This window comes from uncultured Aquimarina sp., from assembly GCF_947500065.1.
In the GTDB taxonomy this organism is placed as follows: Bacteria; Bacteroidota; Bacteroidia; order Flavobacteriales; family Flavobacteriaceae; genus Aquimarina.
The window spans coordinates 703,119-728,017 of the sequence record NZ_CANMQT010000001.1; the positions used below are offsets into that span (position 1 = coordinate 703,119).

Here is a 24,899-nt window from a genome sequence, read left to right on the forward strand (position 1 = left end):
GTAATTCAAACCAATCTTATTTCAACGGTTTTCTCTTTATCATACCTCCTTTAATATCCTTAACCATATCCATAACAATAAATGCTTTTTTATCTATTTTATCAATTTCCGTACCCAGTTTTGCTATTTCTAATCTAGTTAATACAGTATATACAATCTCTAAGTCAGCACGTTCACCACTTGATTTATCATATCCATGTTTTCCATGATATATGGTACATGCCTTTCCCATCTTATTGGTTAACATTAGCCGTATCTCCTCATTTTTTTTAGATATAATAGTAACTCCAATATATTCTTCCACACCATCTACTATATAGTTCACAGTTTTGGCGGCTACCAGATAGGTAAGAATAGCATACAGTGCTATTTCCATGGATAGTAGGTACGCTCCTACTGAAAATATAATAACATTGATCAAAAGTATTATATCTCCTACAGTCATATGCCATTTTCTGCTTAAATAAATCGCCAATACTTCAGTACCATCAATAACACCTCCTCCTCGCATTGTCATTCCTATACCCAACCCTAAAAAGAAGCCTCCGAAAAAAGCAATCAGCAGTTTGTCTTCCGTGATTATTGGATACGGGACAAAATGGACAACGATGGCCAAAGCTGTAATGGCAATAATACTTTTGACAGCAAATACAGTACCGATGGTTCGTGCCCCTAATATGACAAATGGAAAATTGACAATAATGAGTAATAGCCCCAATGAAATATTAGAGAATACCTGTAACAATAAGGAAACACCAGTAACACCACCATCAATGAACTGATTGGGAAGTAGAAAACCGTTAAGCCCAAAACCTGCCGAAAACACTCCAATCGAAATAAACACCATTTGTTTTACTGAATGAACGAATTCTACATGGCTCTTCCTTAACTCTTTTACAATCTCTCTTTTAAGAATTACTTGATCACCACTTTTAGATTTTAACCTTTTTCTGGCACGTTTTAATAGTATATATTGTAATAGTGGGTTCATCTCTTAAATATACTCAAAATTGGTATGATCAGACACATATAAAACGGGTAAGAACAGTTCCATGAAATATTTTTTTTACTCAGATGCAAAAAGGAAAAGTGTTTTAGTAATTTCTAACAAAAAAGGAAGAGCAGAGATGAGTACAGGCATTTTTATGCTTAATGGTATTCCTGACATGTCAAAAGATGATTATTATATCAAAAGAATATTATTTGGCTTAATCCAAAAATATCGTGGTTTTATTGAAACTCGAATTTGAGAAGTCTGAAAGACGCACTCAAATCCGTAAGTTGAATTAATCTCGCCTATCCGGCGGGATCCCATAAATTCCACCTCTAAGCCCATTAATTTCAATAAAGCGGTTCATTTAATAAGTTTACGAATTAACACTTAAATGAACTAGTATTTGGTTTGACTATACTCAATCTAGACTCTTCTCTAAAATTAGATATACGAAAGTCTTATTACAATAAACACATATAAAATTGAGGGAAAAAGTAGTCTTTTAATTTTATTTCACTAATTTAGAAGCAACAAACATTTATAAACCACCCCATGTCTGAAGATTTCTTCGGGTATGGGGTATTTTGTTAATTAAATTATAAATTATGACAGATAACCCAAAGAAAAAAGGTCCAAGAGATGATAAACGAATAAGTACTCAAAAACACGAGATTGACTATTGGAAAAAGAAACTCAATATTAGTGGGCAACAACTGGCTGGTGCGAAAAAGGCTACTGGAAGTACTAGTGTAGAAGTTATAAAAGAATATTTAAAGAAAAAGAAAAAATCTAAATAAACTATACATTATGAGAATTTTACTAATACTATTTCTAGTTACTATTACTAGTCAAATAAACGCACAAAATGAAAATATTAAGGTTATGCCTATTGAAGTTAATCTAACTTGTGAAGAAGCTCTAAATATAATTCAGGACGAAAAAACTGGGTTGGATGATTATAATTATGCATTAAGTATATTATCTAAGTGTAAGCTTGAAAAATATAAAGAAAGCCATCCAGATGAAAAGATTATGAGTGTGGGATATTTTGATAAAAATAAAGAAAAAATACTTTTTGAAACACTAAAATACAATACTGCAGAGGAAATAAGAGATGCTTCAAAAATAATTGTTAATCTCTATATTGAAAACTTTGGTGAAGTAGACCCAGTTACTAGTGGGATACTCTATCTTGGTTCAGATTATACTATCGATGCTTTTTTTGAATCTGCAGTTGTAGACGATCCTATGATAATTTTAGCCCCATTGACTATACCAGGAACCAAATTAGGTAAAGATACATTAGCAGAACTTGGTAGGTTTGGAAAAAAGGCTGAAAAAGCAATGAATAAAACAAGGAAAAAAGTGGAAAGACATTGTGATAAGTATCCTGAAGATTGTATTGTTCCTGGTACTGGAGTATTAAGAAAAATTTTGAAATTTTAAGCTCAAAGCCTAAATAAACGATAACTTATAAATTCAAATTATATGACCGATCTTATTACCGCAATTATTGTGTTATCTTCTTTTACAACTCTTTTTGTTTTATATAAAAAATTAAAAAATAACTGGGTTGGTGAAAATCCTATGAAATCTAAAGACAAAGATTTTGAGGCAACTATGGGGATGTTACCTCCAGAGTCAGGAGAGGATATAAATAAGAGAATTGAACGAGATTTAAGGCATCAAATGCTTAAAAGATATACTAATCAGCAAAGAAACGCATATGTCTTATATTTTACATCAATTATTACTCTTGTAGTATTAGTTGTACTCCTTCTTTTTTATTTCTTAAAAGAAACAGAAAATGTAATCTCTACAGAACATTATGCAAGTGTGGTTATTTCATTAGTTTTAAATGGAGGTTTTATCAATTTTAGCAAATCTTTGTATAATACAGCATCACAAAATGCTAATAAATATATTTTAGATACCTATAATAGTAATGAACAAACAGAAGAATTGAAACAATAATAAAGTTCAATAAAACGATTAAAATTTTCATAAGATTAATTGTGTTAAACCTTTGGATTTGTTCTTGGATACCCTTTTTGTATATGGTAAAATCAATATACGAATTAGGGAAATTTCAAGTTGAATGGTATGTAACTATCTTTTATTGGTTAACAATTATAATTTCCTGGTTAATAGGAATTGGATCCAATATATTTTTACATAAGATTAAAGATCACGAATGGAATAAATATGATGAACGATAAATTCAAACAAACGATGGATGATTACAATAGATTAAAGAGTAGTATTGAAATTCTTGAAAGCTTACTAGATACTGCACTAGATACCAGTACTAAACTTATGATTGAACAATCATTGAGGATTCAAAAAGATGTTTTGGAACAATTAAAGTTAAAATAAACGATGAAAAAGTATAAAACCATTTTTGGTAAAGACAACGGATCTGAAATAATAGAACCTATCTTCTTTTCAGCTTTAATTTTTGCAGAAAACGAAATAGAAGCTAAAGAAAAAGCAGGGAAATTATATGAAACTTACATAGGGTTGAGTAATGTAAAAAAACAAATGCAACAATTATCTGGCTATGGTATGTTAACCACAGAAGTTCAATAAAACGATAGTTAAATGGAATTTTAAAAATGGAACTAGAGTACGATAAAATTTTAGAGTTAACCGATGAAGCATTTGCAATTATTAATAGCGCTGCTGAAAAAATTGAGAAAACTACTATTCCCATTTATTATCATAAGTTTCAAGGATCATTATCCGTTAAACCAGAACAAGTTGCAACAGGAGTATTATTATCCACAGAAAAAAATAATTACTTAATTACCGCAGCTCATACTTTTGTTGGGTATCCTAAAGAAGATATATGCATTTTAAATTCTAGTATTAAAATTCCAATAGTAGGAAAAAAGTTTTATTACAATCCAAAGGATAATGAAATTAATGACCTAATAGATATAGCAGTTATTAAGCTCGAAAGGTTTATAGTGGACATACTTAATAAAGCTGAAAAATTCGAGTTTTTAAACTATCAAATGATTCAAGCTAATCATAATTTAATATTTAGTAAATCTTATTTTACATTAGGTTTTCCGTATAACAAAGAAAAAGTTTCGAAATCTGATTATGCTTTTACTCCTATGCGTTATTTGCTTTATTCACATCCAGTAAAGTTAAGTTCATATAATCAACCTAAAGTCGATAAGCGCTTTAACATATTAATGTCTCATAACAGACGAAAGTTTAGGGGTTATGGAAACAAAGGTAGATCATTTGCACCTAAAACGGAGGGGATGAGTGGTTCTGGGTTATGGTTTGTCCCTAGATTTAATTTGGAGGAACCTACACAGCAGAATGCGTTTCTGGTTGGGATTCTTATAGAACTAAAGGTAAAAACTAATTCTATTATGTATACGAGAATTGATTTTGTAACAGATATTTTAAAAAAACACTTTAATGAAAAATTAAATTGAAGTTTAATCGAAAGTTCAATAAAACGATCTAATTTAAAAACTGTTTTAGAGTCTACTTATCCTAATTCAAAAGTGGTCGATTTTCGTTTTGATGAAATCCCTGAAAGAAAACTGATTTTAAAACTATATTTTGAATTGAATAAATCTAATTTCCCCAAACTCAAAATTAGAGGTGAAATAGTAGAAGAAAAAGGAATAAACCACGACAGAAATCGTGGTTTATTAATAAAATTATGATTAACAAGCAGGATGATAAGGATTCCTTGAGCAATATTCATCAGAAGGGCCTTCGCCACAATCATGAGATGCTGAGAAATGACAGGGAACATCACCTCCACCTCCATTAATAGATTGTTGCTCAGTTTTGTTTAAAGCTTTGCCCAAGTTCAATAAATTATTCATAATTGTATTAAGTTAAAAATGTTATAAGATGCTCGAAAGTTTATAGACACTCAAGTTTATGTCTATTTATTAATGATTCTAACAGCTCAAATGTTACCATGAAAAAGAGTTAAAGTTTGTTAATTTTTATTAAATGTTATGAAGGAGGTTTATATATGACTTCTGTTTTTTTTGGGTTCATGTTGATAGCAGGAGCGTTGTTATTAAAGAATTCTAAAAATTAAAATTCAATAAAACAATGCATAGAACCTTACATAATCAAGATTTTAGAGAAATGTCAGAGGACTATAATTTTGAGTATCAAAAAGAGCTCACTAGTAAACTTGATAATCTCGAAGAAGATTTTGATCAAAATACCTTAAATGAAATTGTCTTATGGAAAGTAAATCGATATGCTCCATTTTCCAACGATATCATTTCCCTAATCAATTCAATTAATCCAAATGATACGAAACTCAATAAGGAAATAGAATAAGGAAATAGTAAGTAACATTCTGACAATACTCTCAAAAACAAAAGGAGTTCAGTTGTCCATAACAATTGAGTAAAATAGATAGGCACTTTTACAAATGGGATTCTAAATTAGAATCCATTGTTCAGTTAGGTGACTCCAAAAAAGAGCTTTTGTCTTCTGGTTTAATCAAAGACAACTCTGTTGACAAAAAGGAGAATGAATATAGTGGAATTAATGGTGATCCATGGAGAATAGACTTTTTTGAAGACGCGGTATGTAAAATTTGGTACAATAGAGAAAATTCATTCAAAATAAACAATACAGAACTGATAGGGGAAGAATTTTTATCTATTCAAGAAGTTGTAGAAAACTACTATGAAAATCTCAACGATAAAATAACAAGCGTACAAGAAATGAATTTATTTAATGATTCAGATATACTTTATATAATATGTAGAGATTTCTTTGTTAAATTAATTGCGGTCATTAGACCAAGAAACAGAGTTCAATAAATCGATTAGAAATGATAGTTAATACCAAAAAGGATTTTATTCAATTTGTACAAGAATTGAGAGAAGATAGTGCGAATTGGGAAAATAAAGACACTGATAGTTTTTTTGAAGCTCTAGGTAGATATACAGAGGATATTCAAAATTTCTACGATAATACAGAACAAAATGTTAATTCAGAAAATGCCAGTTGGAAAGTTTTTGCTGACATTTTGAAAGGAGCTTCTATATATGAATAACAATAAAATTCAATAAGTCGATGAATGATATTTCCTTGATTGTTAAAAATTGGTTGATCGAAAATAAAAACTTCATTAACTATAGATCTTTGGAAAGAGAAATAAATTGTCCCAGGGGAATAATTCAAAAATGGGTTGTTTATGATTTTGATATTCCAGAAAAATGGATTAACCCTTTATATTACTTAATAAGAAACATTATAAAATAAAGTTTAAATAAACGATTAGAAATTAAAATAGTTTTCGATAACAGTATATTTAGATTAGTACGGCAGTAAACTTTTTATAAGAATATCCATTTTTCAGTGTGTTTTGCCTAGATTTGAACTATGAACCCCTTTATTTAGTCAACGAAACTCAGTAATAGCAAGGGTTATCATTCTTTATTAAAAAATATTCTACCACTACTCTATATTACCAAAATGTTGAAACCAGCAAGAAATAAAACAGTTTCTGATATAGGCGAGAAAAGACCAAAAAAATAACCCTTTGATTTCCAAAGGGTTATTTACTCCGTACTCAAGGCGGGAATCGAACCCGCACGTCTTGCGACATTGGATTTTGAATCCAACGTGTCTACCAATTCCACCACTTGAGCATTTCTAGTTAAATTGGACGGCAAAATTAAAAAAATATTTGCTCACATCCATTAAATAAGTAATAAAATAAGGTAAAGAGTAGAAATAAATTTTTAAATTTGCACCTTGTTTTTAAAAAATAAGTTTTAACTCATTACAAAACAACATTTTACCCTATGCCTAATTCAATTACAGAAGCAAAATTTTTTGCATGTACTCAAAGTACAGAACTAGCAGAAAAGATCGTATCCGCATATGGTGCTAAATTGGGTAAGGTTATTACATCAACATATAGTGATGGTGAGTTCCAACCTTCTTTTGAGGAATCTGTAAGAGGTTCAAGAGTTTTTATTATTGGTTCTACACATCCTAACTCTGATCACTTGATGGAAATGCTACTGATGCTGGATGCAGCTAAAAGAGCTTCTGCAAGGCATATTACGGCAGTGCTACCCTATTATGGATGGGCACGTCAGGATAGAAAAGATAAACCAAGAGTTCCTATTGCGGCAAAACTGATTGCCAAAATGCTGGAAACTGCAGGTGCTACAAGAATTATAACCATGGACTTACATGCGGATCAAATTCAAGGATTTTTTGAGAAGCCTGTAGATCATTTGTTCGCATCTACTATATTTTTACCATACTTGCAATCATTAAACTTAAGCGATCTTACAATAGCTTCTCCGGATATGGGAGGTTCTAAAAGAGCATATGCATATTCTAAAGCATTACAAAGCGATGTAGTGATTTGCTATAAGCAACGTGCTAAAGCAAATATCATTTCTCATATGGAATTGATTGGAGATGTTACCGGTAAGAATGTAGTGCTAGTGGATGATATGGTAGATACAGCTGGAACATTAACTAAAGCTGCGGATCTTATGATTGAAAGAGGTGCAAAAAGCGTTAGAGCAATTTGTACACATCCTATTCTTTCTGGAGATGCCTATAAGAAATTAGAAAATTCAAAATTAGAAGAATTAATCATTACAGATTCTATTCCTCTAAAACAACAAAGTGAAAAAATTAGAGTGATTACTTGTGCAAATTTATTTGCAGATGTAATGAATAGAGTTCATAACAATGAGTCTATCAGTTCTAAATTTATAATGTAAATTAATAACAATTAATATATTTTAAAATGAAGTCATTAACAATCAATGCATCTCAAAGAGAAAGCGTAGGCAAGAAAGCAACGAAAGCCTTACGTAATGCTGGACAGGTACCTTGTGTAATTTACGGTGGAGACACTATTGTACACTTTGCAGCACCAGAAATTGCTTTCAAAAAATTAGTGTACACTCCAGACGTTCATACCGTGGTAATCGCGTTGGATAATGGTACAAAGATAAATGCTATCCTACAGGACATTCAATTTCACCCTGTAACTGATAGAATCTTACACATCGATTTTATTCAAATTTTTGATGACAAGCCAATTACTGTAGAGCTTCCTTTCAAAACCACTGGAGCTGCAAAAGGAGTTCTTAATGGAGGAGTACTACGTTTTAACTTAAGACGTATTAAGGTAAAAGGTCTTGCATCTCAATTACCAGACCTGATTGAAGGAGATATCACAAACCTAAAAATAGGTAACAAATTATTAGTAACAAGTGTAGCAAGTGAAAATTACACTATTTTACACCCTGATAATACAGTAATTTGTATGGTTAAAACTTCTCGTACCGCGGTACTGGATGATGATGAAGAAGAAGAAGGAACTGAAGGAGAAGCACCAGCTGCTGAAGCACCAGCTGCTGAAGCATAATTTTTTCTTCATAGAGATAACAATCAAAAAGCATTCTGATTCTATTTTCAGAGTGCTTTTTTTATTTTTACAGAAAATCAAACTCAAATGCTCTCTGTATTAAGAAAAATATTTTCTAAAGAAACTCAAAATAGTAAAGAAGAAACTCAGGAAGATCTCATGAAAAAATTTCTTGTTGTAGGTCTTGGCAATATTGGACCTAAATATCATAATACACGTCACAATATAGGTTTTAAAATTCTCGACGCTTTTGCAAAAGAAGAAAGTCTAACTTTTGAAACTGAAAAGCTTGGCGATCTTACTACCTATAAGCATAAAGGACGTACAGTGCTATTATTGAAACCAAACACCTATATGAATCTTAGCGGGAAAGCGGTTAGATATTGGTTAACTAAGGAAAAAGTCCCTATTGAGAATCTTTTGATCATTACGGATGACATCAACCTTTCTTTTGGTACCATTAGAGTAAAGGCAAAAGGTAGTGCCGGTGGACACAATGGGCTGAAGGATATTGAAATTCAACTCAATACATCTAAATATTGTAGGTTCAGATTTGGCGTTGGTGCCGAATTCAGTAAAGGTAGACAGGTTGATTATGTTTTGGGCGAATGGGGTCCTGAAGAAGAAGCCGCTATGCCAGAACGATTAGATAAAGGAATTGCACTTATCAAATCATTTGTTGGCGCTGGATTAGCAAATACTATGAATACCTTTAACGGAAAATAAATAGTAGATCTCACATCATTTCCTTAATTTTATAGCTAACAATCTTTAATACATTGACCAGTAAGAGTTACATAAATCTAGATTACAATGTATGGTTTTACCAAAATTAATCTTCTTGAAACGAAATACACCTATCGAATCAGCAGCAATTATAGCGTATAATAGCGAATTATTTCATCTGACTATTAAAAACAAATAAAAACGCGCGGATGAAACGTTATACAGACGCTAAGACATATGATAGCCAGACACCATCAGTAGTTACCATTGGAACTTTTGACGGAGTACATATGGGGCACAAAAAAATAATTGAACGACTGGTTGAGGCTGCTAAACGAAACAACCTCGAATCCGTTATTCTCACCTTTTTTCCCCATCCTAGGATGGTTTTGCAAAAAGACACAAACATTAAGCTTATCAATACTATTGATGAGCGAATCCAGATATTAGAAAAAACAGGATTAGATAGCTTAGTAATTCATCCTTTTACCATAGAATTCTCACGTCTTTCTGCCAAAGAATATGTGGAACAAATGCTGGTTGAAAAACTGAATGTACGCCACGTTATTATTGGATATGACCATCGTTTTGGGCGTAATCGTAATTCTAACATCACCGACCTTGCTTCATTTGGTATTCAGAATGATTTTACTGTAGAAGAAATCTCTAAACAAGATATTGATGACGTAGCCGTCAGTTCGACTAAAATTCGTGAAGCACTACTAGATGGAAATATCATCAAAGCTAACAAGTACCTAGGATACAACTTTATGCTTACTGGTAAAATAGTAAAAGGGAAAGAACTAGGTCGTAAATTGGGATATCCAACAGCTAATCTACACATAGAAGAGGATTATAAACTCATCCCGAAAAAAGGAGTATACGTAGTAAAATCTCAAATTAATAATAAAACATATTTTGGGATGATGAATATTGGTAATAATCCCACTGTAAACGGAAAACATCAAACTATCGAAACTCATTTCTTTGATGCTTCATTTAATCTTTACGAAAAAAAGATTCAAATCGAAATGCTCAAACGCATCAGGGATGAGGAAAAATTTGATTCTTTGGAGGCGTTAAAAACTGCAATGCAAGAAGATGAAGATTTCTCCAGAGATTATATAAATTCTACGGTATGATCAATCGCTGGTTATTCACACAAATAGACAATAGTTCTTTAATAATTTTTAGAGTTTTTTTTGGCTTCTTAATTACTGCAGAATCCTTTGGAGCTATTCTTACCGGATGGGTAAGACGAACTCTTGTCGAACCAAAATTTACTTTCAATTTTATTGGATTCGACTTTTTGCAGCCTCTTCCTGGAGATGGAATGTATTACTATTTTGCCTTAATGGGTATTTTAGGAATCTTTATTATGATCGGTTTTAAATACCGATGGAGTATGATTGGATATACAGTTCTCTGGGCAGGTGTTTATTACATGCAAAAAGCTTCTTATAACAATCATTATTACCTATTGCTTTTATTGTGTATTCTAATGAGTGCATTACCTGCTGGTAATTACTTCTCCCTAGATGTAAAACGAAATCCGGCTCTTAAAAAAATATCCATGCCACGATGGTGCGTCTTGTTTATTATTATCCAACTGTGGATTGTATATACCTACGCCTCCGTTGCAAAATTATATCCCGACTGGTTAGATTATACAGTAGCAAGAAACCTCATGTTTTCGAGAGCTAATTACCCTATCATAGGCGGGTTATTGCAAGAGCATTGGACTCATGTTTGCATCACTTATTTTGGAATTTTATTTGACCTATTAATCATTCCATTATTATTATGGCGAAAAACCCGCTTAGCAGCTTTTATCATTAGCATCTTTTTTCATTTATTTAATTCTATTGTATTTCAGATTGGGATATTTCCATATATGTCATTGGCTTTTACTGTGTTTTTCTTTTCAAAAGAACGCATCCATCATATTTTTATGCCAAAAAAGGAGTTTTACGCTTCCAATCAATTGATTGTACCTTCTTATCGGAAATTTTTAATCCCAGCACTAACCATTTGGTTTGTAATTCAACTTGCCTTACCAATTCGTCACTGGTTCATTCCAGGTGATGTGCTATGGACAGAAGAAGGTCACAAACTAAGTTGGAGAATGATGCTTCGTGGACGATCAGGATTTACCAATTTTTATATTGAGCATCCAGATAATCCCGATAAAAGATTGAAAGTAGATAAAACGAAATATCTTTCGAAAAAACAACTACGTCTAGTAAACACTAAACCTGATGCCATTTGGCAATTTGCTCAATTTCTTAAAGAAGAACATTTAAAAGATGGAAAAGAAATAGCAATATATGTTACTAGCAGAGTATCTGTTAATGGAAAAAAAGCAAAAGTTTTAATTGACCCTGATGTTGATTTAACAAGTGTGGAATGGAACTATTTCGCAACTAATCCTTGGGTTATTAAATATGATAAAGAATAACTGTTTTATGGTTCTATAAAATATATAATAGCGTACAATGCAGGTAATTTCAATAAAACATTTTTATGCATTTATTATACTGATTTCATTTTCTTTGAATGCTCAGGAAAAGAAAGATTGGTACTCTTATTTTGGGGAAATCCCCAGTACGGTAGATAAACACTATTATCAGGATCTTAAGGTTGCAAAAACTCTGTTGGAAAAAGTAAAAATTATAGACACAATTTCCACCATTCATATACAGTCAGGTACTACAGATTCTATAGTGTATTATGGAAATCTTCTACTGGAGGAGATTCTTGCTAAAAAGAATGAACTTCCGGATTATGACCTCTATCTTTCTAAATCTTATAATATTCTTGGCAAAGGAAAGTTAGAGAAAGGGCTCTTTGATGATGCCATGAGACATCATCTAGATGGTATTGCCATTTCTCCTATTTCCAAAATGAGCAAAATGCACTACATCCATCAATTAGGATTAGGAGCTGTCTACCTTCATCAAAAAGAATATGATGCTGCTTTATCAATATTCGAAAATTGTATAAAAAATACTGAAGACAACGAAATATTAATTTTAGCAAAAAAATCTTTAGCAGATGTATTCTTTTATAAAAACGATGTTCCGAATGCAAAATCTAACTATCTCGAAGTTCTGAATGGATTACGAATTTATGAGAACAACAAAGTCAGATTAGAGACTCAGCTAAAACTAGGTAGAATAGATATATTCGAAAAGAACCTTGATCACGCGCTAAAATATTTTCGATCTGTAAAAGAGCTCGCATTGCAAAATAAATTTTATGATCTCTACATAGATGCTGTCATCCAGATGGGTATTGTATATTACAACCAAGGATACCTAAAAGATGCAGAAATAATTCTATCCTCCGCATATGTAAATTCCGTACAGTGGAACAAACTCGAGCTACAACGAGATGTAATTATGGTTCTTAAAGATCTAAAAATCGCTGAGAAAGACTATGAAAATGGGTATAATCTTATGACCCAATATCTCTCTATTTCTAACCAAATTCTAAAGAATCAGAACAAGGAGATTGTAAAAGATATGGAGGTTAAATACCAAACATTACAAAAAGAAAAAGAGATTCTATCTCTTAAAGAAGAACAACTATTAAAAGAAAGTGAAATTAAAAAACAACGAACCATTAAAAAAGCATTTTTAATTGGTTTCTTGGTTGTATTACTCCCAGTGATAGCGCTCTTATTTGTATACTTCCAGAAGTTAAAAACACAAATAGAACTAAACAAATCTCAGAAAGAGGTAAATTCTCAAAAAGTTCATGGATTGATGAAAGATCAAGAACTGAACCTGATAAATGCCACTATGGAAGGGCAAAACAAAGAACGTAAGCGTCTAGCAAGAGAATTACACGATAGCATTGGAGGAAATCTAGCAAGCATCAAACTACAACTTTCTAGTGCTAACAATACTGGAGATACACAAACAAAGATTATTAAACAGGTTGATGAAACCTATCATCAAGTTCGTGATATATCCCATAATCTTTCTTCTAAAAAATTTCAGAATAATGGCATTTCCAAACTGATAAAAGAATATGTCAATAATATACAGCAAGGTAGTTATCAAACAATCTCCTTTAATCCTTATCCTGAAGAAGAGTTAAATGAAATAGAAAGTCCTTTAAAAGAAGAATTGTTTAAAATTATACAAGAGCTTTTGACCAATGCATTAAAATATGCCCAAGCAGATCAAATTGACATTTACCTCAATAGATATGAAAAATCTTTACAACTTCTTTTTGAAGACGATGGTGTAGGTTTTGAAACAGATAAAGTAGCAGAAGGCATTGGTTTTAAAAATATCAAAAACCGTTTACATTCCTTCTCCGGCAATATGATTATTGATTCTACAATCGCGAGAGGCACTGTAATCAATATTGAAATTCCAGTATCATAACGTATAAAAAAAAGGTCTTCTATAGATCTATTAGCTCCAAATCAGATAGTATCTAGATAACATTCGTTTTAATCATTAGTCATAAACTAACAAAAGTTGAGATTACTTTAGATTAAGACACAACTTATTCTCTTAACCAAGTATCAGGATCTAAATAAAACATTTTACGATTGCCCTGTATAGCCTCTGGATCTCGTAACCACCAATATGGAAAAGGTGTTGTGATGGCGTAATGCAGATGTGGTGGTTTACCAACTGCATTACCCGTATTACCTACTGTTCCTAATTTGGTTCCTAATTTTACAGGTAACAATGGAAACGCATCTACCTCATCAAGATGTGCATAATAATGAAATCGCCACTTAGGCCCAAGTACCATAACCGTTTTCCCTCCTTTACCTCCTTCATAAGTGTAGATTACAATGCCATATGTAGCTGAAATTACATCTGTTCCTTTTTCTTTAAAAATATCAATGCCTTTATGAGTTACAGAACTTCCCCAAGGATATGCCCAAAATGAGTGATCATCCCAGTCTGCAGTTGTAGCTCCTTTTACGGGAATACTTATTTCTTGTGGAAGTAAAAACCCCAAACCAATAATCAATAATGGTATCAACGTAAACTTCCGAGTTCTTTTATTTCTATATAAAGAACCCATAAAGATTAAAAGTGAAGCCAAAAAACGTCTGGTCGTAGTAGTGATCATATATTAAATATACGATATATACTGCTACATTTTGAAGCTATTAAAGCTAGAAGAAAAAACGAGGTTCTCTTTTCAGACAACCTCGTTAACAATTAATTTACAACAAACAGTTTCCCATAAAACAGCGAACTGGACACCATTGATTGGTAGTATGTGCATTACCTCCTGCACACCAGTAACCACCACTCTTTCCATTAATTTGTAGTTGTTCTGATTTGGTTAATACTTTACCGAAATCTAAAATTGATTTTTTCATAAGTAAAATAATCTTAAAATTTTTGAATTAATATTCAGGACAACACATTCCATTTTGGACTCTACCAAGACATCTGCCACCTGGAAAAGGAGATCCGTTTGATGTTCCGGCAGCAGCATATGAGCAAACTTCTCCTCTTGAATCTACCCATTCTACAACGTAATTACTAGTGCATCCACAAGCCTCAAAACGTCCTAACATACCCCCTGAAATTTCTTTCTGTTCAGATTTACTAAGTGCTTTTCCTAAGTTTAACAAAGATTTTTTCATAAGTAATAATTTAAAAAATGATTAAGCCCTGAACATTTTATGACACCCAAGGTTTGTGTCAGTTTCCAATACCCTTAATTTGATTTATTACCCCTTGTATCACCGCACTTTACATTAAAAACGTACAGGTCTACATACTATCAATGCAAGAATTGAAAAACATAACAGGGAATTTTTACTTATTTTTTCAAATTCTTTTTTTGATTACTTTTAACATCTCGATAAAATCATTAAATATTCCACGCAGAATGTTGGAATAATCAACACAAAAATTCGAAGGGAAATCACTGTTTATATGAGTGACCAGAAATTAGAAAAGATAATCGAACAAGCTATTCAGGGAAATGAATTGGCTTTTGATAATTTTCTTCAAGATGTATTTAAAAAACTGAAACCACAACTCTTGTCCTTAACCAATTCTGAAGCCGAATTACAAGATGTTTTTATAGTTTCTATGCAAAAATTCTGGGAGCGATTTATTGTAAACCAAGAACAATTACCTAAAAATAGTACCGCCTATATATATACTATGTGCAAGAATGCCTGGCTGATCTCCAAACGGAATCCCTGGAATTCTTTTGCCTTAAAAGATGATCTGCAGCAGTTAAGAAACAAAGAGCAAGTTACTACTCAAAATTCTCAAGATTCTATTAAAGATTTAGAACAAGAATGGTTTCAAAAAAGAGCTTTATCGGAAGCATTAGATAGTTTATCTCCTAAATGTAAAACACTAATGGAATCTGAAATAAATCCAGAGTTAAAATTAAAAGATTTGCAACAGCAATTAGGATTTCCGAATTATCAGGCGCTTGTTCAGGCAAAATATAATTGCAAAAAAAGACTAATCAAAAAAGTCTATGAGATCTATAATCAACTAATAACGCATAAGTAAGATGGAAGAGAGAGATAATGAAGACATATTACTTATTACAAGATATTTTGATCTTGATCTTTCTGAAGAAGAAATGATCGAGTTCGATAAAAGGATGGCACAAGAACCTTCTTTTGGGCATAAAGTAAAAAAGTACTATGATAGTATGAACCTTATTAATCAAGCTTATAAAAATCAGGAACAAGAACAACGAGCCAATAAATGGAAACATCTAATTTCTGACAAACAAGCTTCTTCTGGTTCTTATCCGACTTTAAAATGGATCGGAGGAATTGCAGCTATCCTAGTGGTTCTCATTTCTTCTTGGTATTATGTAAATCAATCTACTAATACTAATCTGGATAAATTAACTGATTATGCCTGGAACAAAAAAGTCGGTTTTGACAATTATTTGGTTAGAAATAACAACGTAGAACCTTCTAAAAAAACAATTCTAAATGCTTATAAATCTTTTGAAAAAAAGGAATATGACCTAGCCATTAACACGCTCCAAAAATACAATCCTTCACAATTATATTACGAAGATGCATTGCTCATACGCGCATTATCAATCTACAAAACAGGTCATACTACGATTGCGCTACAAACATTAGATTCATTAGTTAATCTACCATCAAAACGCCTATCTAAAGAAGCGTTATGGTACAAAGGGCTCATCTATCTAGATATAAAAGATCTGGAATCAGCAAAAAAATACCTTGAAATACCAAATGATACTACTTCTGAAATACGTCTAAAAGAAGCGTTGAACTAATTTCTTTCTAAAAAACAATAATATCACACCACATAAACCAATAAGAAGATATAGTATCCAATTAGGTTCTGCAGGATTATCAATTTCTAAAGGCGAATTATCTCCTAGCACATAAAATCCTCCCCAATACAATGGATGGTTCGTAAATATATCTGCTGTTTTTATGTATTTGATTTTTGCTTGTTGTAACGCACTGGCCTTATCCATTCCTTTATCCAGATTCTGATAAAAATCTCTCATAATACCTGGTGTAGTCTTATCAGGAACTTCCCAACTAGTTAACAAAAGACTTTTGGTTCCAGCGTACTGAAAAGCAGTACCTAAACTAAGAATCCCTTCTCCTTTGGCTATTTTCCCCATTCCTGTATTACAAGCGGTAAGCACGGCTAAATCTGCAGGGATATCCAGAGCATATAACTCATGACTATATAACAAGTTATCCTCTATTGAATCTTTTACCTTAGTAAAATAAATCCTAGAATTTTCTGGATTTTCGTTATCCACTTCTCCGTGTAAAGCCAAATGTAATATACTATATTGATTGGCATTTTTCTTAAAATTTGCCTCTACAGCTTCTGATCCAAAAAAATAATTCCCTTTTACAATATCCGCTATCGCCTTTATTTCATCCCGTGTTCCTGGTAAGTCTTCTTTAGAATTTCTAAACTTATCTAGTTGCAGCACATCTCCTGACGCAATAGAATCTTTACTAGAAAAAGAAAATGCAAGACATTCTTTACGGAGTTGATTTTCTTTTGTCGTTCTGTTATCAGAACGAAATAAAACATTTGCAGAATTGGTATAACTTATCGCATATTCATAAAGCAAATATGGCAATTCGTTCATTGTATCTTTCTCCTCCTCTGCCGTCAACATAAGGTCAAAATTAAGGTGCCATAGCAATTCATCAGGAACAACAATTAGCTGTTCTCCTCTAAAATTTTCACGTATGGGACTGATAAGTTCATGATAGAGTTGTAATCCTACTTTTTTAAACTCATTTGTGTTTTTAAGAGCAATACTTTTTCTAAAGTTTTCTATTTTTTTATCAAGCTCAGAAATTGATAATTCTTCCACTACAGCAGTATTCTTGGTAATTACAAAGGCGTATACTGTATTTTGCTCCACAAAATATTCTAAGAACGTCGTGTTATCATCCAGTCTATTTTGTATTTCTTCAATGGATACAACTTCATTTTCATATTTTAGTTGATAATACTTAGGATATTCTTTTTCCAACACAGTTTTTAATGAATCTTGTTGTCTAGAAATATCAAGCATTTCATTCTCTACAGCCGAAATGTTTGTGCCAGAATCACTTTTTTCCGTTTTCTGTCGAGATAGTTGGGATGTAACATTTGCTTTTGCTTTTCTTAAGTTTTTTTCTAAAACGAGCAGCTCTTTGGGTAAATCAGAATATCCTTTCGCATTTGCCTCATTTAATAGGTCCTTTAAAAAACCTGCTTTACTTTTTTCGGAATAATTAAAAGCGGTACTAATAGATTCCTCCGCGTTAGGATTCAATAATAACTGTGTAGAGACATTCCCAAAAAAAACATTCTTTGCATCTCTGGCAAATGTTATTTTGTCTTCTTTATTATATTGAGTGCGCCTAATCATCTCTACCAATCGACTAGCTTTTTTATAGGTAACCATACTTTCTTTAAGCACTTCTAAATCGTTTTCCTTCTTATATAACGCTTTTAGCACAAATGCTTTTCGTTCTAGGGATGTCAGTAATCTTGTTGGGCTTAAAAACATATCAAACTCTCCATCATACATGCTATCCGTGCTTTCTGGTTGTTTATTTGTAATAATTGCTTTTTCCAAATAGTCTAATGCCGTGCTATACTCTTTTTTACTTATCTCAAAAGTAGCCAGAAGATTATAAGATTCTACTACATAAAAATTATGCTCTCCAAAAATCTCTAATCGAATATCCAGTCCTTTATTCGCATATTCAGATGCTTTTTTATGTTGATCGATTTCGTGATACAGCTCACCTAAATAGGTATAGAAATAAGCTATTCTAACACTATTTTCGCCATAAACTTTACGTGCTAGAACAAGCGCCTTTTTGATATACGACACACCTTCTTCTCCTCTTATCAATAAACCCTTCAAGCTATATGGCAATGAAATATTTGGGAAATTTTCACCAAAAGCCTGTACCCCTATTTTTATAGTTTTATCTACATGAAATAGTGATTTATCTTTGTTTTTTTGAGCATAATGAATATTTGCAATATTATAATGCATACTCAATTGGTCTGGATGATTGGGCCCCAATTGTAATTCGCTTAAATGAAGAGATTTTATATAATACTCCAGACTTCTATTCTGCTCATTATTATAACTATACATCAATCCTATGTTATTGTATAAATCAACAAAGTAAAAATTATTCGGTTTATAAACCTTGTTAGCAATGACCAAAGCTTTTTCTAGATATTCTAAAGTATTATCATATAATCCCTGTTCGTAAAAAACATTTCCTATTTGTCGATAAATTTCGGATATCTCTATAGTTTCTTCGATACTCCTTTTTCTTCTGATCTCTAGTGCTTTTTCGAAATATTCTAAAGCCTCTTTATACATTCCTTTATTGGTACAAATCGTCCCCAAATTAAAATAAGAGATCGCAAAATCCAGATGGTCTTTTGCCAAGTTTTTTGACCGTAACTGAAAAGCCTTATTGTAATAATCCTGAGCAATTGCAAAATCAGAACCACTAACTCTATGGTAAGTACCCATATTATCCAAGGCCGCGGCTTTTACTTTAGCATTATCAGGTATTTTGGTTTCACTAATTAATAATGCTTTTTCTGCATGGTATAATGTTTTTTTAAAATTGAAAGTACTAAGATAGTTTTCTGATATTTTATTATGACTCTTGGTCAATTGCTCCCAAGATTTTGTGTTCTTGTATATCGTTATCGCTTTTTCAAAATGTATGATCGATTCTTTATAATTTCTATAATATAATAATGAATCCCCTTTTTTGTAATGTATCTCGGCTGCAATAGTGTCTTTGGATATTTGTGAATATCCTATTTTGCCGATCATGCAAATGGTTATCAAAAGAGTGCATCTGAAAGCCTGAGAGAGTTTGAGAGTCATGAGTGAGTTTTAAGAAGAGTGGTAAATGTAACTAAAATTACAAGTTCATTTTGAATTGTTTTATACCTAGTTTATAGGGAACTCTATCTAAAAATGTATTGTCCTGCCTTTTTTTTAAAATTCGTTCTTTCTAGTTCATACAAAAACGATGCTTTTATTTAAATTTGCTTCTTCATTGCGATAAGGATAGCAGCGGCATCCTTTTTTAATTTGTACCCTGAGCGTAGTCGAAGGGTACAAATTAAAAAAGATATAGCGGATAGCCTGACCACGAGGAAACGAGAGGAATCGCCCAAAACAAAAACCATGTTACTTGCACAACAAATTATAGCAAACAAAGAAGAATATATTAAGGCACTAGCCAAAAGAAATTTTGAGGCTGCTCCGATTCTGGAAAAGGTAATCAACTTGGATGAAGAAAGACGTGCTACTCAATCAAAATTAGACAACATCAAAGCGGACTCTAATAAGTTGAATAAAGAAATTGGTGTTTTGTTTAAAAATGGAGAACAACAAAAAGCAACCATATTAAGAGAAAAAGCTTCTCAAATTAAGGAGAGTATGAATACTTTGGAAAAACGACTTCCTGAAGTAAAAGCTGAGCTTATTGAGTTATTATATACAATTCCTAATGTTCCTCATATTTCTGTTCCTGATGGACAAAGTGAGGATGATAATGAAGAAATATTTAGAGAAGGAGATATTCCTGTTCTGGAAGAAGGAGCTTTACCACATTGGGAGTTGGCTAAAAAATATGACATCATTGATTTTGAACTTGGTGTAAAAATCACAGGAGCTGGATTCCCAGTTTACAAGGGAAAAGGTGCAAGATTACAACGTGCATTAATCAGTTATTTTCTTGATAAAAACACCGAAGCTGGTTATACAGAGTATCAGGTTCCGCATTTAGTAAATGAGGCTTCTGGTTATGGTACTGGTCAGTTACCTGACAAAGAGGGTCAAATGTATCATGTTACCGCAGATGATCTTTATCTAATCCCTACAGCAGAAGTGCCGGTTACAAATATGTTTAGAGATGATTTGGTTAATGAAAACGATCTCCCTATTTGTTGTACAGGATATACGCCTTGTTTTAGGAGAGAAGCAGGTTCTTATGGAGCTCATGTTCGTGGACTAAATCGTTTACATCAATTTGACAAGGTAGAGATTGTACGTATCGAAAAACCCGAAAACTCTTATAAAGCTTTAGACGGAATGGTAACTCATGTAAAAGAGATTCTTAATGAATTAAAATTACCATACCGCATATTACGTCTATGTGGTGGTGATATCGGTTTCACGGCTGCTCTAACCTTTGATTTCGAAGTCTTTTCTACCGCTCAGGATCGTTGGCTAGAAATAAGTTCTGTTTCTAATTTTGAATCATATCAAGCAAATCGTTTAAAATTAAGATATAAAGATGCTAACGGTAAAAATCAATTAGCACATACGCTTAATGGTAGTTCATTAGCATTGCCAAGAGTATTAGCAGGTATTTTAGAAAACTATCAAACACCTAAAGGCATCAAAATTCCTGATGTTTTAGTTCCTTACTGTGGATTCGAATACATTGACTAGGTTGACTTAGGAGAATTGTAACCTACTCTAGTTTAACAGTCTCTATAACATATTATCAAAGCGTATTTTGCTATATTTACAAAAAAACTTGCAGAATGCGCTTTATCTTGTTTTACATAGCTTTTCTATTTGCTATTCCAATGTTTGGTCAATCCGAACACCTGGCAAAGAATTATATGCGACAAGGTGAATATGAAAAAGCCCTTTCTGTATATCAGAAGTTATACAACAGAAACCCTAATCGTACTAACTATCTTTTAGGCTTAGTAGAATCTCATCAGCAACTAGAGCAATTCGATAAAGCAGAAAAAATTCTACTTAAACAAATTGAAAAAAAGCCTAAAAACGCACAATTACTTGTCGAATTAGGACATCATTATGAAGTTCAGGAAAATTCTGAAAAAGCAAAAATATATTATGATAAAGCTGTAAAAAACTTTGATCATAACAATATCAATGCAGCATATACACTTGCACAAACTTTTGAAAAGTATAATCTTTTAGATGAAGCTGCTTTCATCTATGAAAAAGGAATGGCTTCGAATCCTGGAGCTAGCACGAGTATTAATAGTCAACTTGCCAAAATTTATGGGGAACAAGGTAAACTAGAAAAAATGTTTGCCAGCTATCTTTCTCTACTCCAAGTGCAGCCTAATTATAAAAATATCGTTCAGCGAAATTTTAATCAATATATCACAGATGATCCTTTAAACGAAGCAAATATCATATTCAGAAAGTTACTAATAAAAAAACTACAACAAAACCCTGATATTATTTATAATGAGATGCTAAGCTGGCTTTTTGTTCAGCAAAAAGATTTTAAAAAGGCATTTGTACAAGAAAAAGCTATTTATAAGCGTAAAGGTGAAGGGTTACAAGGCATTATTGGACTTGCTCGCATTGCGATAGGTGCTAAAGACATAAAATCTGCAACTCAAATTCTAGACTATATTCTTGAGGCTCCAGCTGGAAATGACATGAAACTCACGGCTCATAAAATTATTCTAAAAGCCAAAACAGATCTCGCAGATAAAAAAGAACACAAAGCTATTAATGAACAGTATGAGGAAGTATTCCGAGTATATGGAAAATCTAGTGAAACTATTGGATTACAAATTGATTATGCTCATTTTCTAGCTTTTAATCAAGACGAAAAGCAAAAAGCTATTGATTTTCTGAAACGTTTATTGGACGAAGAAAAGCTTTCGAGATTTCAATCTTCTCGAGCCAAAATGGAAATTGCAGATATTCTTGTTTTGGATCAAAAATTTAATCAAGCTCTTATTTATTATACCCAAGTACAAAATGCGCTAAAAAACAATTTCTTAGCTCAAGATGCCCGCTTTAAAGTAGCAAAAACTAGTTATTATAAGGGAGATTTTGCCTGGGCACAAACGCAATTAAATGTACTGAAATCATCCACTTCACAATTAATTGCCAATGATGCGATGGAATTAAGTCTTATCATTAGTGATAATTCATTAGAAGACTCTACACAAACTGCGTTAAAGATTTTTGCAAAAGGTGATTTATTAGCTTTTCAGAATAAAAATCAAGCAGCGATTACCAAATATGAAGAAATCTTAGTCAATCATAAAGGAGAAAAAATTGAAGATGAAACATTTTTGAGACAAGCGAAACTCTTCGAAAAAGAAAAGCTATTTGAGAAGGCAAAGGTAAATTATCTAAAAATCATAGAATTTTATCCCGATGATATCCTTGTAGATGACGCCTATTACTGGTTGGCAGAATTATATGTAAATGTGTTGGGAGAACCAGAAAAGGCTAAAGAACTGTATGAGAAACTGATCTTTAATCACGCCGATAGTATTTATTTTGTAGATGCCAGAAAAAAGTATCGAACATTACGTGGCGATGCTATTAATTAGTAGTTAGTAGTTAGTAGTTAGTAGTTAGTAGAGCAATCTACACGTCTATTAATATATTAAAACTAAGAGAAAATATCTTCTCAAAAAAATATACTATAAAAACAGTGCTCCTATTCCCTAAAAATAAGTACTAGACTCCTGGGCCTATGACAAGATGATAACCATTATAATTTCGTTTCTTTGCATTTTACAAAACTATCAACGATAAATCATAGACTATAAATGTACATTTATAACGTTACGATCAATATAGAAGAAACCAAACATGATGAATGGTTAAACTGGATGAAAAACGAACACATTCCAGAAATGTTAGCTACAGGAAAATTCAGTAAAGCTTTACTAAGCAAAGTACTGGTAGAGGAAGAAATGGGAGGTCTGACATATTCCGTTCAATATACAACTGATAGTAAAGGAACACTAGAGAAATATTACGCAGAAGATGCAGAACGACTACGAGCCAAATCCAATAAATTTGCAGGTCATTTTGTTGCTTTCAGGACAGAATTAGAAATTATTAGCGAACAATAATAATGAAACAGTACCGACCAACATTACTTTATAGCATCAAGATTTTTGGTCTTGTGGTTGGAGCTGGTTTTTCTGTTTTTATATTCAGTTTATTTCTGGATATCGTTTCATTTTTTGTAGAAAGCTCTCTTTTTGAAAAAATAATATTCATACTCCTTATTATTGTATTTATAGGAGCAGCATTCTTAATCATACGATCTAATAATCCTTCGATTAGTTTTAACAAAGATTATATGACTATTGGTCGTCAGGAGATTGCATATGATTTTATCGAAAATTTATACCCTGCTAAAGGAGGTTCTGAACCTTATATTATTACAACTGATGGTGAGAAAATTGATCTTGAAATTTCATGGTTTAGAAAAAAAGATCGTATAGAAATCGAAAAGATTATTTTAGAAAAGATTCAACCATTTACTAAACAAACTTAGATGTCCTCCAAATTCAAAAAAAACAAAAACCAATCATTCAATACTAAAGGCAGACAAGAAAAAACTGCTGTAAGAGCAAAAAAGCATTTGGGACAACATTTTTTAAAAGATGAGGACATTGCAAGAAAAATTGGAGATACACTTACCTTAAACAACTATACCAATGTAATTGAGATCGGTCCTGGTATGGGAGTACTTACAAAATATATATTACAGAAGGATATAAATCTTATAGCAATGGATTTAGATACTGAATCTATTGAGTACCTAAATACTAATTTTCCTTTAGAGCATCCTGAAATTAGAGATGGTAAAGGAGCTTTTAAAGTAATTGAAGCGGACTTTCTTAAGTACGATCTCGACACATTATTTGATAACGAACCATTTGCTATAACAGGCAATTTCCCATATAATATTTCATCTCAAATCGTTTTTAAAACCTTAGAGAAACGCGCAAGAATTCCTGAATTTACTGGAATGTTTCAGAAAGAAGTTGCTCTCCGTATTTGTGAAAAACCTGGAAGTAAAACTTATGGTATTTTATCTGTATTAACTCAAGCATTTTATGAAGCTGAGTATTTATTTACAGTTCCCCCATCTGTTTTTAATCCACCTCCCAAAGTAGATAGTGGAGTTTTACGATTAATCCGAAAACCCATACAAACGCTTCCTTGTGATGAAAAAAAGTTTTACAAAGTAGTTAAAACGGCTTTTGGACAACGAAGAAAAACACTGCGAAATAGCCTTAAGACTTTTCAACTAACAGATGAAATTAAGGCAATGGAAATATTATCAATGCGACCTGAACAATTAAATGTAAATCAGTTTATAGAACTAACATTGCTTATTGAAAAATTAGTAAACTAATTTCATTTAACAACAATCTAAACCGCAATTGAATTCTTTGGTTATCTTTGTGAGCGTTTGTACAGAAATCCATAAATAAG

29 protein-coding genes and 1 tRNA gene are annotated in these 24,899 nt (G+C 32.1%); 23 read left to right on the plus strand and 7 right to left on the minus strand.

Translation table 11 applies throughout. From position 1 onward, the window contains the following. Nucleotides 1–16: 16 nt before the first annotated feature. On the minus strand, nucleotides 17–991 hold the full coding sequence (locus Q0975_RS03145) for a YitT family protein (RefSeq protein WP_299432959.1): 975 nt from the start codon (nucleotides 989–991) through the stop codon (nucleotides 17–19). Nucleotides 992–1,052: 61 nt separating this feature from the next. Here Q0975_RS03145 and Q0975_RS03150 point away from each other — a divergent pair, with 61 nt between their 5' ends. The 7 genes from Q0975_RS03150 to Q0975_RS03180 all read left to right on the plus strand — a co-directional run bounded on the left by Q0975_RS03150 (nucleotide 1,053) and on the right by Q0975_RS03180 (nucleotide 4,449). After that, complete coding sequence (locus Q0975_RS03150) at nucleotides 1,053–1,250, plus strand: hypothetical protein (protein WP_299432962.1); 198 nt, start codon at nucleotides 1,053–1,055, stop codon at nucleotides 1,248–1,250. Nucleotides 1,251–1,599: 349 nt separating this feature from the next. Beyond that, nucleotides 1,600–1,791, plus strand: a complete 192-nt coding sequence (locus Q0975_RS03155; protein WP_299432966.1) for a DUF3606 domain-containing protein — start codon at nucleotides 1,600–1,602, stop codon at nucleotides 1,789–1,791. Nucleotides 1,792–1,801: 10 nt separating this feature from the next. Next, nucleotides 1,802–2,440, plus strand: a complete 639-nt coding sequence (locus Q0975_RS03160; RefSeq protein WP_299432969.1) for a hypothetical protein — start codon at nucleotides 1,802–1,804, stop codon at nucleotides 2,438–2,440. Between the two features lie 42 nt (nucleotides 2,441–2,482). Next, nucleotides 2,483–2,968 carry a hypothetical protein gene (locus Q0975_RS03165; protein ID WP_299432972.1) on the plus strand — a complete coding sequence of 162 codons (486 nt, stop codon included), beginning with the start codon at nucleotides 2,483–2,485 and terminating at the stop codon, nucleotides 2,966–2,968. 231 nt (nucleotides 2,969–3,199) lie between these two features. Beyond that, nucleotides 3,200–3,370 carry a hypothetical protein gene (locus tag Q0975_RS03170; protein ID WP_299432975.1) on the plus strand — a complete coding sequence of 57 codons (171 nt, stop codon included), beginning with the start codon at nucleotides 3,200–3,202 and terminating at the stop codon, nucleotides 3,368–3,370. Between the two features lie 3 nt (nucleotides 3,371–3,373). Further along, nucleotides 3,374–3,583 carry a hypothetical protein gene (locus tag Q0975_RS03175; RefSeq protein ID WP_299432978.1) on the plus strand — a complete coding sequence of 70 codons (210 nt, stop codon included), beginning with the start codon at nucleotides 3,374–3,376 and terminating at the stop codon, nucleotides 3,581–3,583. A gap of 26 nt (nucleotides 3,584–3,609) precedes the next feature. Beyond that, nucleotides 3,610–4,449 carry a hypothetical protein gene (locus tag Q0975_RS03180; protein ID WP_299432981.1) on the plus strand — a complete coding sequence of 280 codons (840 nt, stop codon included), beginning with the start codon at nucleotides 3,610–3,612 and terminating at the stop codon, nucleotides 4,447–4,449. Nucleotides 4,450–4,686: 237 nt separating this feature from the next. On the opposite strand, the gene Q0975_RS03185 is transcribed toward Q0975_RS03180, so the two are convergent. Further along, nucleotides 4,687–4,851: a hypothetical protein gene (locus tag Q0975_RS03185; protein WP_299432985.1), complete on the minus strand. Its 165-nt coding sequence runs from the start codon at nucleotides 4,849–4,851 to the stop codon at nucleotides 4,687–4,689. Nucleotides 4,852–5,089: 238 nt separating this feature from the next. On the opposite strand from Q0975_RS03185, the gene Q0975_RS03190 reads away from it, so the two are divergent. The 3 genes from Q0975_RS03190 to Q0975_RS03200 all read left to right on the plus strand — a co-directional run bounded on the left by Q0975_RS03190 (nucleotide 5,090) and on the right by Q0975_RS03200 (nucleotide 6,053). Next, nucleotides 5,090–5,326 carry a hypothetical protein gene (locus Q0975_RS03190; RefSeq protein ID WP_299432988.1) on the plus strand — a complete coding sequence of 79 codons (237 nt, stop codon included), beginning with the start codon at nucleotides 5,090–5,092 and terminating at the stop codon, nucleotides 5,324–5,326. Between the two features lie 65 nt (nucleotides 5,327–5,391). Then, nucleotides 5,392–5,817 carry a hypothetical protein gene (locus Q0975_RS03195; RefSeq protein WP_299432991.1) on the plus strand — a complete coding sequence of 142 codons (426 nt, stop codon included), beginning with the start codon at nucleotides 5,392–5,394 and terminating at the stop codon, nucleotides 5,815–5,817. 11 nt (nucleotides 5,818–5,828) lie between these two features. Continuing rightward, nucleotides 5,829–6,053 (plus strand): hypothetical protein, encoded by a 225-nt coding sequence (locus Q0975_RS03200; protein WP_299432994.1) that lies wholly within the window; start codon nucleotides 5,829–5,831, stop codon nucleotides 6,051–6,053. A gap of 516 nt (nucleotides 6,054–6,569) precedes the next feature. Here Q0975_RS03200 and Q0975_RS03205 read toward each other — a convergent pair. Continuing rightward, nucleotides 6,570–6,651: transfer RNA gene (locus tag Q0975_RS03205), tRNA-Leu, on the minus strand. A gap of 156 nt (nucleotides 6,652–6,807) precedes the next feature. Here Q0975_RS03205 and Q0975_RS03210 point away from each other — a divergent pair. The 6 genes from Q0975_RS03210 (at nucleotide 6,808) to Q0975_RS03235 (ending at nucleotide 13,525) form a co-directional block, all read left to right on the plus strand. Next, nucleotides 6,808–7,749, plus strand: coding sequence for a ribose-phosphate pyrophosphokinase (locus Q0975_RS03210; protein ID WP_299432997.1), 942 nt, complete (start codon nucleotides 6,808–6,810; stop codon nucleotides 7,747–7,749). A 26-nt stretch (nucleotides 7,750–7,775) separates the two neighbouring features. Continuing rightward, the gene (locus Q0975_RS03215) at nucleotides 7,776–8,402 is read left to right on the plus strand and encodes a 50S ribosomal protein L25/general stress protein Ctc (protein ID WP_299433000.1); all 627 of its coding nucleotides are present in this window, start codon (nucleotides 7,776–7,778) and stop codon (nucleotides 8,400–8,402) included. A gap of 87 nt (nucleotides 8,403–8,489) precedes the next feature. Beyond that, a complete protein-coding gene (gene pth, locus Q0975_RS03220; protein ID WP_299433003.1) occupies nucleotides 8,490–9,128 on the plus strand; it encodes an aminoacyl-tRNA hydrolase in 639 nt (212 codons plus the stop codon). Between the two features lie 209 nt (nucleotides 9,129–9,337). Further along, nucleotides 9,338–10,270 carry a bifunctional riboflavin kinase/FAD synthetase gene (locus tag Q0975_RS03225; protein WP_299433006.1) on the plus strand — a complete coding sequence of 311 codons (933 nt, stop codon included), beginning with the start codon at nucleotides 9,338–9,340 and terminating at the stop codon, nucleotides 10,268–10,270. Continuing rightward, nucleotides 10,267–11,586 carry an HTTM domain-containing protein gene (locus tag Q0975_RS03230; RefSeq protein WP_299433009.1) on the plus strand — a complete coding sequence of 440 codons (1,320 nt, stop codon included), beginning with the start codon at nucleotides 10,267–10,269 and terminating at the stop codon, nucleotides 11,584–11,586. The genes Q0975_RS03225 and Q0975_RS03230 overlap by 4 nt, the downstream gene beginning before the upstream one ends. A 37-nt stretch (nucleotides 11,587–11,623) precedes the next feature. After that, nucleotides 11,624–13,525: a histidine kinase gene (locus Q0975_RS03235; RefSeq protein ID WP_299433012.1), complete on the plus strand. Its 1,902-nt coding sequence runs from the start codon at nucleotides 11,624–11,626 to the stop codon at nucleotides 13,523–13,525. Between the two features lie 124 nt (nucleotides 13,526–13,649). Here Q0975_RS03235 and Q0975_RS03240 read toward each other — a convergent pair whose 3' ends face one another. The 3 genes from Q0975_RS03240 to Q0975_RS03250 all read right to left on the minus strand — a co-directional run bounded on the left by Q0975_RS03240 (nucleotide 13,650) and on the right by Q0975_RS03250 (nucleotide 14,757). Next, nucleotides 13,650–14,231, minus strand: coding sequence for a M23 family metallopeptidase (locus Q0975_RS03240; RefSeq protein WP_299433015.1), 582 nt, complete (start codon nucleotides 14,229–14,231; stop codon nucleotides 13,650–13,652). Between the two features lie 97 nt (nucleotides 14,232–14,328). Continuing rightward, complete coding sequence (locus Q0975_RS03245; RefSeq protein ID WP_299433019.1) at nucleotides 14,329–14,487, minus strand: hypothetical protein; 159 nt, start codon at nucleotides 14,485–14,487, stop codon at nucleotides 14,329–14,331. A 27-nt stretch (nucleotides 14,488–14,514) separates the two neighbouring features. Next, nucleotides 14,515–14,757, minus strand: a complete 243-nt coding sequence (locus Q0975_RS03250) for a hypothetical protein (protein WP_299433022.1) — start codon at nucleotides 14,755–14,757, stop codon at nucleotides 14,515–14,517. A gap of 295 nt (nucleotides 14,758–15,052) precedes the next feature. On the opposite strand from Q0975_RS03250, the gene Q0975_RS03255 reads away from it, so the two are divergent. Together Q0975_RS03255 and Q0975_RS03260 are read left to right on the plus strand one after the other, a co-directional pair. Further along, nucleotides 15,053–15,649 (plus strand): hypothetical protein, encoded by a 597-nt coding sequence (locus Q0975_RS03255; RefSeq protein ID WP_299433025.1) that lies wholly within the window; start codon nucleotides 15,053–15,055, stop codon nucleotides 15,647–15,649. 1 nt (nucleotide 15,650) lies between these two features. Then, on the plus strand, nucleotides 15,651–16,403 hold the full coding sequence (locus Q0975_RS03260; RefSeq protein ID WP_299433029.1) for a hypothetical protein: 753 nt from the start codon (nucleotides 15,651–15,653) through the stop codon (nucleotides 16,401–16,403). Here the strand turns inward: Q0975_RS03260 and Q0975_RS03265 are convergent. Continuing rightward, complete coding sequence (locus tag Q0975_RS03265; RefSeq protein WP_299433031.1) at nucleotides 16,383–19,523, minus strand: CHAT domain-containing tetratricopeptide repeat protein; 3,141 nt, start codon at nucleotides 19,521–19,523, stop codon at nucleotides 16,383–16,385. The two genes, Q0975_RS03260 and Q0975_RS03265, sit on opposite strands and share 21 nt — an antisense overlap. Nucleotides 19,524–19,829: 306 nt before the next feature. Here Q0975_RS03265 and serS point away from each other — a divergent pair, with 306 nt between their 5' ends. From serS to rsmA, 5 genes are all read left to right on the plus strand, one after another. Then, nucleotides 19,830–21,101, plus strand: a complete 1,272-nt coding sequence (gene serS / locus Q0975_RS03270) for a serine--tRNA ligase (protein WP_299433033.1) — start codon at nucleotides 19,830–19,832, stop codon at nucleotides 21,099–21,101. A 95-nt stretch (nucleotides 21,102–21,196) separates the two neighbouring features. Continuing rightward, nucleotides 21,197–22,990: a tetratricopeptide repeat protein gene (locus Q0975_RS03275; RefSeq protein WP_299433035.1), complete on the plus strand. Its 1,794-nt coding sequence runs from the start codon at nucleotides 21,197–21,199 to the stop codon at nucleotides 22,988–22,990. 222 nt (nucleotides 22,991–23,212) lie between these two features. Then, nucleotides 23,213–23,521: a DUF4286 family protein gene (locus Q0975_RS03280; protein ID WP_299433037.1), complete on the plus strand. Its 309-nt coding sequence runs from the start codon at nucleotides 23,213–23,215 to the stop codon at nucleotides 23,519–23,521. A gap of 2 nt (nucleotides 23,522–23,523) precedes the next feature. After that, nucleotides 23,524–23,952, plus strand: a complete 429-nt coding sequence (locus Q0975_RS03285; protein WP_299433040.1) for a hypothetical protein — start codon at nucleotides 23,524–23,526, stop codon at nucleotides 23,950–23,952. Continuing rightward, nucleotides 23,953–24,819, plus strand: a complete 867-nt coding sequence (gene rsmA, locus Q0975_RS03290; RefSeq protein WP_299433044.1) for a 16S rRNA (adenine(1518)-N(6)/adenine(1519)-N(6))-dimethyltransferase RsmA — start codon at nucleotides 23,953–23,955, stop codon at nucleotides 24,817–24,819. Nucleotides 24,820–24,899 lie beyond the last annotated feature (80 nt).

Coding starts and splice junctions, on each gene's coding strand:
- Q0975_RS03145 (WP_299432959.1), bottom strand. CDS start 991: ATGAACCCACTATTACAATATATACTATTAAAACGTGCCAGAAAAAGG.
- Q0975_RS03150 (WP_299432962.1), top strand. CDS start 1,053: ATGAAATATTTTTTTTACTCAGATGCAAAAAGGAAAAGTGTTTTAGTA.
- Q0975_RS03155 (WP_299432966.1), top strand. CDS start 1,600: ATGACAGATAACCCAAAGAAAAAAGGTCCAAGAGATGATAAACGAATA.
- Q0975_RS03160 (WP_299432969.1), top strand. CDS start 1,802: ATGAGAATTTTACTAATACTATTTCTAGTTACTATTACTAGTCAAATA.
- Q0975_RS03165 (WP_299432972.1), top strand. CDS start 2,483: ATGACCGATCTTATTACCGCAATTATTGTGTTATCTTCTTTTACAACT.
- Q0975_RS03170 (WP_299432975.1), top strand. CDS start 3,200: ATGATGAACGATAAATTCAAACAAACGATGGATGATTACAATAGATTA.
- Q0975_RS03175 (WP_299432978.1), top strand. CDS start 3,374: ATGAAAAAGTATAAAACCATTTTTGGTAAAGACAACGGATCTGAAATA.
- Q0975_RS03180 (WP_299432981.1), top strand. CDS start 3,610: ATGGAACTAGAGTACGATAAAATTTTAGAGTTAACCGATGAAGCATTT.
- Q0975_RS03185 (WP_299432985.1), bottom strand. CDS start 4,851: ATGAATAATTTATTGAACTTGGGCAAAGCTTTAAACAAAACTGAGCAA.
- Q0975_RS03190 (WP_299432988.1), top strand. CDS start 5,090: ATGCATAGAACCTTACATAATCAAGATTTTAGAGAAATGTCAGAGGAC.
- Q0975_RS03200 (WP_299432994.1), top strand. CDS start 5,829: ATGATAGTTAATACCAAAAAGGATTTTATTCAATTTGTACAAGAATTG.
- Q0975_RS03210 (WP_299432997.1), top strand. CDS start 6,808: ATGCCTAATTCAATTACAGAAGCAAAATTTTTTGCATGTACTCAAAGT.
- Q0975_RS03215 (WP_299433000.1), top strand. CDS start 7,776: ATGAAGTCATTAACAATCAATGCATCTCAAAGAGAAAGCGTAGGCAAG.
- pth (WP_299433003.1), top strand. CDS start 8,490: ATGCTCTCTGTATTAAGAAAAATATTTTCTAAAGAAACTCAAAATAGT.
- Q0975_RS03225 (WP_299433006.1), top strand. CDS start 9,338: ATGAAACGTTATACAGACGCTAAGACATATGATAGCCAGACACCATCA.
- Q0975_RS03230 (WP_299433009.1), top strand. CDS start 10,267: ATGATCAATCGCTGGTTATTCACACAAATAGACAATAGTTCTTTAATA.
- Q0975_RS03235 (WP_299433012.1), top strand. CDS start 11,624: ATGCAGGTAATTTCAATAAAACATTTTTATGCATTTATTATACTGATT.
- Q0975_RS03240 (WP_299433015.1), bottom strand. CDS start 14,231: ATGATCACTACTACGACCAGACGTTTTTTGGCTTCACTTTTAATCTTT.
- Q0975_RS03245 (WP_299433019.1), bottom strand. CDS start 14,487: ATGAAAAAATCAATTTTAGATTTCGGTAAAGTATTAACCAAATCAGAA.
- Q0975_RS03250 (WP_299433022.1), bottom strand. CDS start 14,757: ATGAAAAAATCTTTGTTAAACTTAGGAAAAGCACTTAGTAAATCTGAA.
- Q0975_RS03255 (WP_299433025.1), top strand. CDS start 15,053: ATGAGTGACCAGAAATTAGAAAAGATAATCGAACAAGCTATTCAGGGA.
- Q0975_RS03260 (WP_299433029.1), top strand. CDS start 15,651: ATGGAAGAGAGAGATAATGAAGACATATTACTTATTACAAGATATTTT.
- Q0975_RS03265 (WP_299433031.1), bottom strand. CDS start 19,523: ATGACTCTCAAACTCTCTCAGGCTTTCAGATGCACTCTTTTGATAACC.
- serS (WP_299433033.1), top strand. CDS start 19,830: ATGTTACTTGCACAACAAATTATAGCAAACAAAGAAGAATATATTAAG.
- Q0975_RS03275 (WP_299433035.1), top strand. CDS start 21,197: ATGCGCTTTATCTTGTTTTACATAGCTTTTCTATTTGCTATTCCAATG.
- Q0975_RS03280 (WP_299433037.1), top strand. CDS start 23,213: ATGTACATTTATAACGTTACGATCAATATAGAAGAAACCAAACATGAT.
- Q0975_RS03285 (WP_299433040.1), top strand. CDS start 23,524: ATGAAACAGTACCGACCAACATTACTTTATAGCATCAAGATTTTTGGT.
- rsmA (WP_299433044.1), top strand. CDS start 23,953: ATGTCCTCCAAATTCAAAAAAAACAAAAACCAATCATTCAATACTAAA.